Origin of the sequence: Alteromonas sp. MmMcT2-5, from assembly GCF_022348315.1 — a bacterium.
Taxonomy (GTDB): domain Bacteria; phylum Pseudomonadota; class Gammaproteobacteria; order Enterobacterales; family Alteromonadaceae; genus Alteromonas; species Alteromonas macleodii.
On record NZ_JAKRFB010000030.1, the window covers coordinates 1 to 14,585 of the forward strand.

The 14,585-nt window shown below is 44.6% G+C and carries 14 protein-coding genes; 1 reads left to right on the forward strand and 13 read right to left on the reverse strand.

Features of this window, described 5'->3' with window-relative positions:
* Window positions 1–143: 143 nt before the first annotated feature.
* The 7 genes from hemB to tatA are packed head-to-tail and all read right to left on the reverse strand — an operon-like array spanning window position 144 to window position 5,707.
* The gene (gene hemB / locus MHN09_RS13330) at window positions 144–1,154 is read right to left on the reverse strand and encodes a porphobilinogen synthase (protein ID WP_039225046.1); all 1,011 of its coding nucleotides are present in this window, start codon (window positions 1,152–1,154) and stop codon (window positions 144–146) included.
* Window positions 1,151–3,049, reverse strand: coding sequence for a diguanylate cyclase (locus tag MHN09_RS13335; protein ID WP_239241044.1), 1,899 nt, complete (start codon window positions 3,047–3,049; stop codon window positions 1,151–1,153). Before MHN09_RS13335 ends, hemB begins: the two co-directional genes overlap by 4 nt.
* A gap of 12 nt (window positions 3,050–3,061) precedes the next feature.
* A complete protein-coding gene (locus MHN09_RS13340) occupies window positions 3,062–3,838 on the reverse strand; it encodes a TatD family hydrolase (protein ID WP_239241046.1) in 777 nt (258 codons plus the stop codon).
* The gene (locus tag MHN09_RS13345; protein WP_014948089.1) at window positions 3,839–4,381 is read right to left on the reverse strand and encodes a hypothetical protein; all 543 of its coding nucleotides are present in this window, start codon (window positions 4,379–4,381) and stop codon (window positions 3,839–3,841) included.
* A 25-nt stretch (window positions 4,382–4,406) separates the two neighbouring features.
* Window positions 4,407–5,162: a twin-arginine translocase subunit TatC gene (gene tatC / locus MHN09_RS13350; protein WP_014948088.1), complete on the reverse strand. Its 756-nt coding sequence runs from the start codon at window positions 5,160–5,162 to the stop codon at window positions 4,407–4,409.
* On the reverse strand, window positions 5,163–5,462 hold the full coding sequence (gene tatB, locus MHN09_RS13355) for a Sec-independent protein translocase protein TatB (RefSeq protein ID WP_014948087.1): 300 nt from the start codon (window positions 5,460–5,462) through the stop codon (window positions 5,163–5,165).
* Window positions 5,462–5,707: a Sec-independent protein translocase subunit TatA gene (gene tatA / locus MHN09_RS13360; RefSeq protein WP_230633705.1), complete on the reverse strand. Its 246-nt coding sequence runs from the start codon at window positions 5,705–5,707 to the stop codon at window positions 5,462–5,464. Before tatA ends, tatB begins: the two co-directional genes overlap by 1 nt.
* 177 nt (window positions 5,708–5,884) lie before the next feature.
* On the opposite strand from tatA, the gene MHN09_RS13365 reads away from it, so the two are divergent.
* Window positions 5,885–6,946, forward strand: coding sequence for a hypothetical protein (locus MHN09_RS13365; RefSeq protein WP_239241048.1), 1,062 nt, complete (start codon window positions 5,885–5,887; stop codon window positions 6,944–6,946).
* An 80-nt stretch (window positions 6,947–7,026) separates the two neighbouring features.
* Here MHN09_RS13365 and ilvN read toward each other — a convergent pair whose 3' ends face one another.
* From ilvN to MHN09_RS13395, 6 genes are all read right to left on the reverse strand, one after another.
* On the reverse strand, window positions 7,027–7,524 hold the full coding sequence (gene ilvN / locus MHN09_RS13370) for an acetolactate synthase small subunit (RefSeq protein ID WP_014975513.1): 498 nt from the start codon (window positions 7,522–7,524) through the stop codon (window positions 7,027–7,029).
* Entirely contained in the window at window positions 7,524–9,242 is a 1,719-nt protein-coding gene (locus tag MHN09_RS13375; protein WP_039225051.1) for an acetolactate synthase 3 large subunit, read from the reverse strand. The genes ilvN and MHN09_RS13375 overlap by 1 nt, the downstream gene beginning before the upstream one ends.
* Before the next feature lie 273 nt (window positions 9,243–9,515).
* Window positions 9,516–9,893, reverse strand: a complete 378-nt coding sequence (locus MHN09_RS13380; RefSeq protein WP_239241050.1) for a DUF413 domain-containing protein — start codon at window positions 9,891–9,893, stop codon at window positions 9,516–9,518.
* Window positions 9,894–10,126: 233 nt separating this feature from the next.
* Window positions 10,127–10,588, reverse strand: coding sequence for a hotdog fold domain-containing protein (locus MHN09_RS13385; protein WP_239241052.1), 462 nt, complete (start codon window positions 10,586–10,588; stop codon window positions 10,127–10,129).
* Between the two features lie 242 nt (window positions 10,589–10,830).
* Complete coding sequence (locus MHN09_RS13390; protein WP_239241054.1) at window positions 10,831–12,825, reverse strand: alpha-amylase family protein; 1,995 nt, start codon at window positions 12,823–12,825, stop codon at window positions 10,831–10,833.
* 104 nt (window positions 12,826–12,929) lie between these two features.
* Complete coding sequence (locus tag MHN09_RS13395; RefSeq protein ID WP_239241056.1) at window positions 12,930–14,495, reverse strand: tetratricopeptide repeat-containing sulfotransferase family protein; 1,566 nt, start codon at window positions 14,493–14,495, stop codon at window positions 12,930–12,932.
* Window positions 14,496–14,585: the final 90 nt, after the last annotated feature.

Here is a 14,585-nt window from a genome sequence, read left to right on the forward strand (position 1 = left end):
CTCCACGGCGAGAACGCAGCTTCCCCCGAACAGTTAAGAAGAGACCACAGCGATACAGCAGAAAGAAAAATGCCGCTCACCTTAAGTGAACGGCATTAGTGCATTGCACGGCTTTTTTGTTGTCGAACCTTTGGTTGTTGGTATTACTTGTCGTTTTGCTTCGCTAAAAGCGCAGCAGCTTGCGGAGCGAAATAAGTCAGAATCCCGTCGGCGCCAGCGCGCTTAAACGCTAATAACGATTCTAGGATCACCGCGTCTTCATTTAGCCAACCATTAGCAAAAGCAGCTTGATGCATAGCGTACTCGCCACTTACTTGATAGGCGAATGTCGGTACTTTAAATTCGTCTTTACAACGACGCACAACATCTAAATACGGCATACCTGGCTTCACCATTACCATGTCAGCGCCCTCTTCTATATCAAGCGCAATTTCGTGGAGAGCTTCATCGGTGTTGGCAGGATCCATTTGATAGGTTTTCTTGTTGCCGCCCTTTATATTTGCAGCGGAGCCGACGGCATCACGAAATGGACCGTAGTACGCAGACGCGTATTTAGCAGAATAAGCCATAATACACGTATTGATGTGACCTGCTTCTTCAAGTGCTTTTCGGATACTGCCAATGCGCCCATCCATCATGTCAGAAGGCGCAACAATATCAGCGCCAGCTTCAGCATGCGATAACGCTTGCTTAATGAGCACCTCGACTGTTTCGTCGTTCATCACATAACCAGTTTCGTCTAAGAGGCCATCTTGACCATGAGACGTAAATGGATCTAATGCGATATCAGACATCAGCATTACTTCAGGAAACGCCTTTTTGAGCGCTCTCATAGCTTGCTGAGCAAGCCCTTCAGGATTGAACGCTTCGCTTGCACACTCGGTTTTAAGAGACATAGGTGTCACAGGGAAAAGCGCAATCGTTCTAATGCCCAGCTCTACCCATTTCGCCGTTTCTTGCACTAGCAAATCGATAGAAAGTCTTTCCACACCAGGCATAGAAGGTACGGCTTCTCGTGCGTTCTCACCGGGTAGTACAAAAACAGGGTAAATGAGATCGTCAGTGGTTAAACGGTGCTCTGCCACAAGCCCTCTTAAAGCATCTTTGGCGCGTAGTCTGCGCATTCTTCTTTGAGGGAAAGGTGAAGATGTCATAGTTTTTCCTGTAAATGTTTATGTATTACTGTATTGCGGCCCGCAGCCTTGGCTTCGTAAAGGCATTCGTCGGCGAACTTGAAAAGATTTTGCGCGTGCTCTTCATCAATAATAATGGTTGTAGAAACGCCCGCGCTTGCAGTTAGCTTAATGGTTTCCCCTTCGTAATCAAGTGGGGTCGACTCAAGGTTATCTCGCATATTTTCGGCAACGTGAAAAGCGCCTTCAAGATCGGTATTAGGCAATATAATGGCAAACTCTTCACCACCTATGCGACACAAGTCATCTGTAGGGCGATGGATGTGCTTCTGAAAGACATTGGTGACGTGAATTAAGCACGCGTCACCACCATCATGTCCGTGTTGATCATTAATTTGCTTAAAGTGATCCACGTCAACAATGATGAGAGATAATGGTGTTTGCTCACGTCTACTGCGTCGCCCTTCAGAACGCAGACGCTTATCGAAATGTCGACGGTTGTGCGCTCCCGTGAGCGGATCTATTGCATTTAACCTTTCCAGTTCTTGGTTAACTTCAGACAATTCGCGTAACGTAATTTCTAGCTCTAACGTGCGTTCTTGTACTTTATACTCCAGGTCATCTTGATAACGCTTTTGTACTTCAAGTAAATTCTCTTTGGCCGTATTTGCCTGTTTTTCCTGCTCTAGCGCGAACTGCTGCGCCTCAATGAGATCATCGCGACTGTGGCTATAATTAATCGCTAAGATAAGTGCCAAGATGAGCGTTTCAACCGCGCCACCAATGATCAGCAGGTTATTTGACGAAATAGGCAACTGAATAATATTAACGTTATCAAGGCTCGCACTTAGCCCACTAATTAATAGAAAACCCCAAGCAATGGTAAAATAACGTGCTACGACCACCCCTTTGAGCGTTAGCCAAATACCTAACCCAAGAGTAAAAATAACGATGAGGCTAAGCAGTAACAGGAACGCCTTTATCATGAACGAGTAAGGCAAGATAAGGCCGAGGATTATACTTAACCCGCACACCCAACTGATTGCCTGTGTGATTTTATCTAGCTTTACGCTGTGGGCTCTAATAGGTAGTAGGCTTCGCGTAAACATCGCCGCAAACATAATAGTCGCGTTAGCAAACACAAGAATTGCTTTACCTTGAAACCATGTGCTTCCCGGCCACATATAGGAGAAGCCGTAGCCGTGTAACGTCGCCAATATAAGCGCCAAACTCATTACATAGCCAGAGTAATAAAGGAACGACACGTTACTTGTCGTTACCGTTAAAAATGCGTTACTCACGCCCATTGCTACCAAGATGCCAAAAAATATCCCCAATGCCAGGTTACGGCTTGATGTATAGGCAATAAACTCTGTTTCTTCCCATATACGAATAGGAAGGCGTACGCTGCCAGAGGTTTGTACTCGAATAATCACCCGCTGCGACTGAGCGCTTACTGGTAGGGGGAATAGTGGCTTCACATGAGAAACAGGCCGGTTGTCAAAGTGCAGGCCATCGCCACCTGAATAAGTAGCAATAGGCGTGCTGCCTATTTGGCTGTAAATCGCAACGTCTAAACTATCTAAAAGGGGATAGTCGATGTGCAATAGAAATCGACTTTCATTGCTTTGTGTTGGCGCAATGACCATTGAAAACCAATGTACGTTTGTGTTCATACCCAAGTTAATGGGTGAAGATATTGGTGTCCAGTCGGTAAGCGGCGTTTGAGTAATGGTAGTAAAATCGAGCGCATTGCCATTATCTACATTGAGATAAGTAAGCTGCGAGAAACGTGGTGTTGCACTGGTGTTAGGAGACAAACTAAACAACACAGACACAAATGCAACGACGGCCACTAGGGTGATAAGAATAAGACCCGCATCATACTTGCGCATCGCTTTCAGATTTGTCTGCATATAAACCTATGTTTAGCTGAGAGAAAACAACTCACAGCTATTAGCATAACTGCTAATACGTAATTTATCAGTCTCAACTTGCAGATATTCGCCTAATTGTTTAGCGATATGGGGTAGAAAAGCAGGTTCGTTATTACGTTTTCTCGGTCGAAGGGTTTTGGGAAACAGATAAGGCGCATCTGTTTCAAGAATAAGACGGTTTAAAGGTATAGACTTCACGGCTTCGCGTAGTGCTTCGCCTCGCTTCTCATCACATACCCAGCCAGTAATACCAATGTAAAGCCCCAGCGCAAGGTAGTGCTCGACCTGCTCTGCATTCCCAGTAAAACAGTGGGCAATACCACCTTTTATACGAGGCATATACTCGGTTAATAACGCGACTTGTTCGTCAAACGCATCCCTTTCATGTAGATACACGGGTAAGTCTAATGCAGCCGCAATGTCTAACTGGGCTTCGAACACTGCCAATTGAACGGGCTGTGGTGAGAAATTGCGATTAAAATCCAGACCACATTCACCAATTGCAACACACCCATTCTGTTGTGCAAGTTCGCGTAACCGCTTGTAATCACTTGGCGTGACATCTTTTGCATTGTGAGGATGGACACCGATAGTGTAACAGCAATGGGTTGGATACTTATTATATAGCGCTACTGCGGCGTCCCATTCACTGGGGTGCGTGGTGATAATGCAGAGTTTTTCTACCCCTGCATTTTTTGCTCGTTGTATAACTTCATCGGCGTCAAATCGCTTATCAAGCAAGTTGACGCCAGCATCAAACCAAGGCATTTATTTTACGCGTTTTACTTTCATGCGCTTGTTAAGCCCTTCTACACTTAAGAAAAATGCACCCAGTAAGCCCCTTTCTACGGCTACCGACTGACCTTCCTTAAGCTTCATATAGGTTCCATCAGTTTGCTGCCATACAGAACCATCGCTGAAAGTTATAACATGCTTATCACGCACATTCTTCTTGATTGAAGCGATAGTGACAGCAATCTCAGAAGCTTCGTCAGACAAATCTCGCTTATGTTCAAGTCCAAAGTCATTCTTAGGTTCAGAGGCTTGAACTTGTCCCTGAGCGACAGGCGCTGGGCGAGGCTTCATCTGATTACCATTGTTGCTCTTGTAGGCCTGTAGTTGCTCAATCTGAGCGTCTGAACCTTCGTACTTGTTGAGTGATTTCGCGACGCTGTCATAGCACATAAGTCGCTTTAAACTATTATCCGTGTTGCGACATTTCTCCAATGCATCAGCAACTGTCTCAGCTTGTACATTAAACGCCCCAAACGCGCACAGAATAGTGGCAAGAGATAGCAGTCGGGTTTTCATTTTTATTCCTTTCTTTTTTTGACATCTATGTGTTGTCTGTTGTTTCAGTAGATGTATCGTCTTTTGGTGTTTTACCCGCGTAAAATCCTCCAACAATAACCCCTACTTCAAACAGCAACCACATTGGAATAGCTAATAATGTTTGAGAGATAACATCTGGCGGTGTTAGCAACATGCCAACCACGAATGCACCAACAACCACGTACGGGCGCTTGGCTCGTAAAGACTTAGCATCCGTTACCCCAGTCCAGCACATTAGAATAATGGCTATCGGTATCTCGAATGAGACCCCAAACGCAAAGAACAGTTTCAAGACGAAGTTCAAATAACTGGATATATCTGTACTTACCGTTACACCTTCAGGTGCTACGCTTGTAAAAAACGCGAACGCTATTGGAAATACCACAAAGTAGGCAAACGCCATTCCTGCGTAAAACAGCAGCGTACTGGAAAGTAGTAAAGGCGCTACCAGGCGCTTTTCATTTCTGTACAAACCCGGAGCCACAAACCCCCATACTTGATAGAGCACGTAGGGAATAGCAATAAAAAACGATAACACCAGTGTAAGTTTAAACGGAGCAAAGAAAGGTGATGCAACGTCGGTTGCAATCATGCTCGCATTTTCAGGTAAGGCTTCAAGCAATGGCATCGCCAATAGCTTATAAAGGTCTTGCGCAAACGCCGCAAGACAAATGAAGACGATAAGTACGCTCAAAAGGGCTTTGAGAATACGGCTACGCAATTCAATTAAATGAGAAATAAGGTTATTAGCGTCAGACATCTATTGCTTTTTATAAGGTTCTTGAACCGACTCTGCAGCTTTTTTTAGCTCATCGACGCTTTGTTCAAGTTCAGGTGAAAGATCTTTAAGCCCTTGCTGCTCTGCTTTTTTCAAATTTTCATGCAATTCGTGCACGCGCAACTGATGCTCAACTTCTTGCTTAAAGCCCGTTGCTACATTACGCACGCTACGAATTGTATTTATAGTTGAGCGCATGGCACCCGGTAATCTTTCTGGCCCTAAAATAAGCAGCGCCAGTACACCGATAACCAATAGCTCCCAAAAGCCGATATCGAACATTAGGATTTTTCTTTAACGTCGCTCTGCGTCTTAGTTGAAACAGGCTCTGCTGCTGACTTTTCTTCAACTTGCTTCTTTTGTTCAAAGTCTGCGTCTTTGTCTTCTTCGGTGACTGCTTTTTTGAAGCCTTTGATTGCGCCGCCTAAATCAGTACCTATACCTTTAAGACGCTTCGTACCAAATAAAAGCACCACAATAACCAGTATGATCAGCAACTGCCAAACACTAATACCACCCATAAAAATAATCTCCCTTACATCGATTGGCACAGTATGCCATTGCCTGCTGATGCTTTCACCTGAATATTTACTTCAATGAATAAAGATTGACGTTTTGGTTGGGACAATCCATGCTCTGTATATCCCCAATGCGAATGGTCGAAACATTCAACTATGCTAATTTTTACAAGGAGTTAGTGAGCAATGCTATGCCTTACCGTGGTCTATTGCCATTTATTGCTCGCTTTACCTGTTGCACCTGACTCAGCTGCTGACACGTTGAACTCCCCCGTAAATGCGACCAGTGTAGGTATAACCTATCGGGATATTGCTCGGCCAGAAAATACGCTTTCTAACCGCGCTAACTCGACAAAAGAAAGTACACACTCCTTGCCTCCTTCAATACCTAATGAGCAATGGTTTGATATTTGGCAGCGTAGCTTCACCGACACCATAGACTTCACCGTTAAACAGCTTGATGGTTTGTTTGAAAGTTCAGATGAAATAGGTGCTTCAGGACAGAAGGAAGCCAGAGCCGAAGGTCGTGTTCAACTTGCCTGGGAGCCAAGAAGTGGCATGCTCTCGGATACGGATTTGCGCTTCAGGGTAAGAGTTCGCCTACCGGCTTTAAAAGAACGCGTTGATTTACTATTAAGTGATAACGAAGACGAGACACAGAACAACACAATACGAGCCGCGAGGGATACCGGCAATAACAACCGCGATCGAACGACCATTGCACTTCGCTTTCGTCCTGAGCAAGACTCTCACTACTCATTTAGAATTGGTGCTGGTCGCCGCGACCAGCTATATGCGATGACCCGATACAGAGATGCTTTTGCCTTTTCTAAACAATGGGCCATGCTATACGACGCCGAACTTTACTATTACACCCGTGACCGTTTGGGTGCGGAGGTGGGCGTCGCTTTTCAATACGAAATCAATAAAAAGCACCTGGTTCGACAAAATAATCGCTACTACTACCGCGACGATACCAACGACTGGCTATGGCGTCACGAGGTCCACCATTTGTTTTCGGTAGATCAACATAACGCCGTTATTCCTCACTTTATGGTGGAAGGGCTTAGCCAACCCAACTTTCGCGTAGAAGAAGTCTATGGCGGGTTTAGGTGGCGTAACAACATGCTGCGCGATTGGCTATTCTTTGAGGTAGAGCCTTTTGTTTTATGGCTACGTGAAGAGGATTTTAAAACCTCATACGGCGTAGCCCTGCGCGTAGAAGCCTATTATGGGCGCGATACTTAGGGTAATTCCCTAGAATGAAAAAAGGCTGTCTAATGACAGCCTTTCGAAAAAACGCTTTGCGCGAAAACTCAGAAAAAAACTTAAGGACGAAGCGCCCTATCACCTCGAGCAAGCCCACACACACCGGTGCGCGATGATTCGATAATTTCAGCACACTGCCCCATAGTCGTGGCAAATGCATCTAGCTTATCTGTGGTGCCCGTAATTTCAATGGTGTAGTTGTTTACGTTCACATCCACAATACGCGCACGGAAGATATCAGAGTTCCGCTTCACTTCAGCACGTACCGACTCTGTACGAGTCGCGACTTTAATCAGCATAAGTTCGCGTTCAATGTGCGTACCTTCAGTAAGGTCTACCACTTTTAGCACATCAATAAGCTTATTCACTTGCTTAGTAATTTGCTCTATGACTTTGTCGTCGCCGTGCGTGATAATCGTTAGACGCGAAAGGCTCGCGTCGTCGGTTGGTGCCACACACAGTGAATCGACGTTGTAACCGCGTTGTGAGAATACACCAACGATACGAGATAGTGCGCCAGGGGCGTTTTCCATTAATACAGAGATAATACGTTTCATCAGGTTCGCTCCGTCTTGCTTAAGCGCATGTCATCCATTGCGCCAAACTTAATTTGCATTGGATATACGTGTTCGTTTTGGTCTACTGCTATGTCCATAAACACTAAGCGATCTGTGTAACTGAAACATTTCTCCATTGCTGCGTCTAGCTCGTCAAGCTTGTCTACTTTAATGCCCACGTGTCCGTAAGCTTCTGCCAACTTCACAAAGTCAGGCATTGAATCCATGTAAGAGTGTGAGTGACGTCCTTTGTAAATCATATCCTGCCACTGACGAACCATACCTAGGGCACGGTTATTCAATGAGATAATCTTGATAGGCAGGTTGTACTGCAAACAAGTAGATAGCTCTTGAATATTCATTTGAATACTGCCGTCACCCGTTACTACAACAGAGGTTGAACCTGGGTGTGCAAACTGCACACCCATTGCAGCCGGTAAACCAAAGCCCATGGTGCCAAGACCACCTGAGTTGATCCACTGACGCGGTTTATCATAAGGGTAATAAAGCGCAGCAAACATTTGGTGCTGACCTACATCAGAACTTACGTAGGCTTTACCGTCTGTGTGTTTGTACAAGGCTTCGATAACGCGCTGAGGCTTAATTACCTCTTCGCCCTGTGCGTAGTTTAAGCACTGACGAGCGCGCCAGGTTTCAATTTGTTGCCACCAATCGGCCAGCTTTTCGCTTTGACCTGATAAGTCTTTCTTATTTACCTGACTTAAGATTTGATCAAGTACTTTATCTACCGAACCTACCACAGGAATATGCGCATTTACGGTTTTAGAAATCGATGCTGGGTCAATATCAACGTGAATAATATCCGCATGTGGGCAGAACTTATCAACGTTATTAGTAACACGGTCATCAAAACGTGCACCTAGTGCAATGATGCAGTCGGCATTATGCATGGTCTTGTTCGCTTCAAGCGTACCGTGCATACCTAGCATGCCGATAAATTGCTTGTGTGTACCCGGCATAGCACCAAGACCCATTAGCGTACAAGTTACCGGTGCATTAAGCTTCTCGGCTAACTCAATAACCTTTGCAGACGCATCGCAAGCTACAGCTCCACCACCTACATACAGTACGGGACGTTCTGCTTTAAGTAGCGACTCAACTGCTTTTTTGACCTGTTTAGGATGGCCTTTTTCAGTTGGGTTGTAAGAACGCATGGTCACGTCAGTTGGGAACTCGTACGGGTGTTCTTCTGCTACGTTCACAATATCTTTTGGCAAATCTACTACCACCGGACCAGGACGGCCTGTGTTGGCAATATAATAAGCTTTAGCAATCGCTTCTGGGATATCAACCGCGCGCTTTACCAAAAAGCTGTGCTTAACGATAGGGCGTGAGCACCCCACCATGTCAGTTTCTTGGAATGCGTCTTCACCAATATGCTTCGACGGCACCTGTCCCGATAAAATAACCATCGGAATAGAGTCCATATATGCAGTAGCAATACCTGTAATAGTATTCGTAGCGCCTGGACCTGATGTGACGAGCACTGTGCCGGTTTTGCCAGTTGAACGTGCATAACCATCCGCCATGTGGGCGGCTGCCTGTTCATGACGTACGAGGACGTGTTTGACATCATCTTGCGCAAATAACGCATCATAAATGTCTAATACGGCACCACCTGGGTAACCGAACACGTGTGTCACTCCTACATCTTTTAGCGCTTCAACCACCATGGCTGCGCCCGACATCATTTTCACAGTGCTTTCTCCTGTAATGGGTTGGGGGGTTTGTCAGCGTACGTTGACGATGCCCCGACTATATCTAAGGTAATAGGAAGATAAAACACCAAATTGCGTAAAAGTGAGATATATATCCCAATATTCGCAATAATTAGGATAAATATTTCGACTTAAGTGTAATCTTGACAGAAAATAGGATATTTATTTACACAAAATTAACAGCGCAAACAATAAACATGATTGCTTTAAGAGGGGCGCCTTTACACGTTTTTGATGCATAAAGGCATAAGCTTAATTATCGAGGTCGATATCAAGATCACTGTTATCGCTCATATCGTCGTCATCGTCAACATCTTGTTCAGCAGCACGCTTAGAGCCATAAATACTCGCTGTTTTTGGACGGTTTATTCTGGCTTGGTATTTCAACCACGCTTTCTCTTGCGGTGTTGCAGGGTCACGATGACCAAGAGCCGATTCCAAATAGGCTTGTTCTTCATCATTCTCTGGCGTAATTTTCCCGTCCACTAGTGCAGCGAACAAACTACCATGAGCCTGAAGAAGCTTACTTTCATTAATTGAAAAATCTCCTGAACGGGCAAAGCCGTACGGGTAATTTTTCTTATCTATAAAGGGTTTTCTTGCGACTTGCTCTTTTGTGATTACAGACATCTTAACCTCTTCCACCGCTAATACCTGCGTTGTAAACACAGACAAAATTGCAACACCAACTGTTGAATGAAATAGACTACTGATATAGCGCCTTAATCGCTTTCAAGGTTATTCTTAGTTGGATTTTTATTTTCTGTCAAACAGAAAAGTAGCTGTAGTAAAAACTTAATATTGAATGTTTTAAAAGAGCATAAAAAAGGCCGCAAGCGCGGCCTTTTAATATAAGTGGGATATCAGCGTTTTTCGCTTACCCAAACCGTAATGGTTCCGTCGACGACCACGGTGCCTTCAGCGTTATACGCCTTAACAGAAATAGGTAAATCACCTGGCTTCCATGCGTCAGCTGGCACTTCTGCTACACAACGAATATCTGAGTCTGCTTTAGCGGGATACTTCACTTCCATACCTTTTGGGATCCAACGCAAGTTCTTTGGAATTGACGCTTCACACATAAATCCCATTGCCATCTCTAAGCCGTTACAGATTGCAATAACGTGAACCGTTCCAATGTGATTTTCTACCGCTTTACGTTTAGAAATAAGCACTTCACAGTAGTTTGGTTTAATGTCTGAGATAATTGGCGAAACAGTGGAAAAATACGGTGCTCTTCGCGCTGAGTACCAGCTAAATAGCTTCTTGCCAAACGGAAGTTTCATGAATTTATTATAGGTATTTAATATATAGTTCTTTGACATAGTGTCCACGCTAGCTTCAATTAAGCCTTACAAAAGTTCGCCTTTACACAACGTAGATTACGTGTGTCGCCAATCTGGTTTGACCAGTTAAATACCTATAAACATAATCGTTGTGTGAATGGGTTGCAACTTTTGAATAGCGGTAAACGCAAAAAGCAGCACACAGTGCTGCTTAACTATGTTTTTCTGCAGTGCAAGTAAGTAAGCGTTAATTACTTGCCAATTTTTAGAAAAATGACCAACTAAAAATTCTGCATTGTATAGGCGCTATCACCAAAAACGAAACGATTTACCTTGCCACATTGGGCAAAGTGATTACCTGATGAGTAAGGTGTATTGGACTGGTTTACGTCAGCTTCCCACCCCTGACCGTTTTTGATAAATGCTTTAAGTTCAAACCAGCCGTTTACTGTTTTACTACAATCCATTTCAACGTCTAGCATCCAATGGTGTGGTCCCCAAACATTGAGTGGTTCAAGTCCAAAACCGTCAGACGCCACGGCTTTTGTCTCGCCCCACTGAGCAGGCCAGTTATTCGTTGTCCAATCCATTGCACTTCCTTCTGCTTCAGTACTTTGTGCAGACTCAATACCATACCAATCAAGGAAGTTATCGCCCTGCTTCCATGGCGAAGTTGTCGCATTGCGCAGGTTGTTGTGCCTTACAGGAATGGCACATAAATAATTACTATCTGTGCAGGTCGTACCGAACACTGATGCTGCATAGCCATGATCGATCCCACCGCGAACAAACATATCTTGTCCACTTTGGGTTTCTGCTTCAATAAAGATCACGGTGCGCTGCCAATCTGCACCAGTATTATCTGTTGGATTAACCCGGTTTTCATGATGAATAGCAAGAGCATCCCATGGTGCAAGGTCAACGTTAACCGTACCATCGGCATTTACTGTAACGGTTTCTCCAGTGCACGAGCTGCCATCAGCTCTGAGGTTACCTTTTAATACATTACAATAGGTGCCGGGTTGCATGCTTGAGGCGAGCGACGTGTATAGCACGCTGTCTTCTTTATTAATGGCAACAAATCCTTTATCTCCGCGGCCAAAGGCAATCTGGTTGTTGTTATTCGACCACCAATTAGTTAGCGAAAAATTTGATGCAGTAGCGTTTCTAAACGCCATGGCACCAGCTATGTAGGACCAACGATGTTCACACTTCCAGTTATTGCCAAAGCACTCCAATGTGCCATTGTTATGAACGGGGACGTTTGGACCCCCCCTTTCAGTATCACCGCCAAAGTCGTAGCTCGACATTACCTTTGGATAACCATAGGGATAAGCAAGCATAAATACGTTGGCTAAATCGTACAGCCTGCCATCTTCAAACGTAATAACGTTACCGCCACCACCGTGGCCGCGCTGATTATCGTGATTGTCTATAAAAACCACAGCTTTCGAGCTAGGCATAAAGCCCCAACCTTCCCCAAAGTTGCTCAGCCATGCTAGCTTGCCATTACGGAAAGTGTTGCCTATTTCAACGCTATACTTGAACTCAGTAACCAAACCATTTCCAAAGTATTCGTTGGCACTAATTGCTTCACCGCCTTGGTCAATGACTTCTTGAAAAACCAGTGGTGTGTTATTCAAACGCGCGACAATGCTATTGATATCTCCACTTGGCATGTGTTTACTTGCATCAAACCGAAAGCCTGCAACACCTAAACTAATTAAGTCGTTTAAGTAATTTACGATGGTGTCCTGTACATAAGTGCTGTCAGTATCTAAATCAGCTAAACCCACTAACTCGCAGTGCTGCACTTCGTAACGATTGTTATAGCTACTTATGGCACATGTCGGGTGAAAGTCGTTCGGCGAGTAAATAGGATATTGTTTAGCTCCGAATGTGTTACCCGCCGTTCCCGTTCCACTTCCAGCTGCCATGTGGTTTATTACCGCATCAACGTAAACATCAACACCGGACGCTTTGCACCGTTGCACCATATCAGCAAACTGAGCTCTGTTACCTCCGCGACTGGTAAGCTCATAACTTACCGGTTGATAACGTGCCCACCATTGAGACACCGTAATGTGCTCGTTAGGCGGAGACACTTGTACCGCGGCATAACCCTCAGGTCCTAGAAATGTTTCACATTCAGTAGCGATATCTTCCCATTTCCATTCAAATAAATGTACAAAAGTAGTGGGAGAAGCAATAGCACTGGTACTTATTGACAACGTAGACGAAAGTGCCAAAGCGGCAGTAGTAGAAGAGATTTTCATGGGTGTGTTCCTGCTTATTTTGTGAACACTAAGTAATACAGGTGTTTCAGATTTGTTAAATATGCATGCGTATGTAAGAACAAATGAATACGTATGCAGTGCCTTTATTGCGAAATCACTGCCTTAAGTACATCCAATTGCGGTTCATATCGTTTCCAGCGTCCAATAGACTTTGTATTAATTGGCTCTCGAACCTGCACTTTACTGGCGGTCGAAACAGGGAGCGTATTGTTTTCAACTTGTAGACAGTGCGCTTCCCAAGGCAAGTTACAGAATGCTAATAGATCTTTGACTTCAGCTTGCGGATTCTGAGCAAGTTGCTCGTATGATTGCAGGCGAATAGCATTCGGATATGTATCAGCAAATTTCCTCACCCACTTTTCGAAGCTTTGATAAAGCTGTCCAATCACCTCAAGGTCGTAGGCGTAAGCGTAGTAAGGGCTGTGGATAGAAAACAACTGTTTGAAGTTACCTACGCAGGTATCCATTGGGTTACGCAGCAAACAAACAATTTTTGCATTAGGCAGCGCCTGCCGAATTAGATCGATATAAAAAAAGTTGAACGGCAGTTTGTCGACTAAGTGCTTTGCATCTTGTCGCAAGAAAGCCGTACGCTGAAGATAAAGCTCTCCAATTTTGGCCACGTCACTCTGATATGCACTTTCAATGGTAGGCGTATCAAGCACTAGTTGGCTGCTAGTTTGGGTTACCTGTTTAACAGCAACGCCAAAGTCTTGTAGCTCTCCTCCAGAGGCAACTAACGAATGATGACTTAAAATACGCTCAACCAGTGTTGTGCCACTGCGCGGCATACCCACTACAAAAATGGGGGCGTCGCTTTGAGAAAGATTGGTGGAAAAAGCGTCCGAGCTAACCTGTGATTGCAAATTAGCATGAAGAGTATTAAATATTGCCTGATAATCTTTCAGCGTATTTTCACTACGTGCCTTCTGGGGCGCTTTCGCGTGTTGCAGGGATTCAAAAACACGAGTGTAATCACCTAGTGCTTCATACTCTTTCGCGAGAGCATGCCCTATGTGAAGTCGTGCATCGGGGTTTGCCTTTACTTTTTCCGCTAAGGGCTCAAGTCGCGCTAAATGATTATTTTCACGCGAAATGCCGCCGAGATCAGACAGGGCAAAATGCGCCTGAAAGAAATTAGGCTCGTTATCGATGGCTTGTTCAAAATGCTTTCTGGCTAGCTCAAATTTTCCCGCAAACTTGCAGCTGACTGCATAGTTGTAGTGGTATTGCGGATTTGATGGCGCCAAAGCAAGGGCCTTTTCAAAATAGGCGATTGCATCCTCATGTAGGCCTACTCTCGATAATGAAACGCCAACCGTATCTAAGTCGAGAGCACGGGTAAGGCTCTTTACTGGCGAACGAGCCACACAGTCTAGCGCTTGCTGCATGTCGCCTTTTAACGCAAAGCATTTGGCCAGATAGGCAAAGGTAATTGAACGGTTTTCTATTTCGTTAGACTTAGTTAACAAGGCAATCGCCTTTTCTATCTGTCCGATTTCAACATGAATAATGCCAAGTAAAAAATAGGCGTGAGCATGCGGCCCGAATTGTTGAATCACTTCTACACAACAGCGGTGTGCTTGCTGATAATCACGTTGTGATAAAAACCTTACGGCGTCGTCTAAGCGAGTGTTACTTGTATTCATTTTTATCTTTTTTAAAAACCGTTTTAATACGAAAAAGGCGCTTACACGTTAAGCGTAAGCGCCTTTTTATTGTATCTTATAGCGATAACT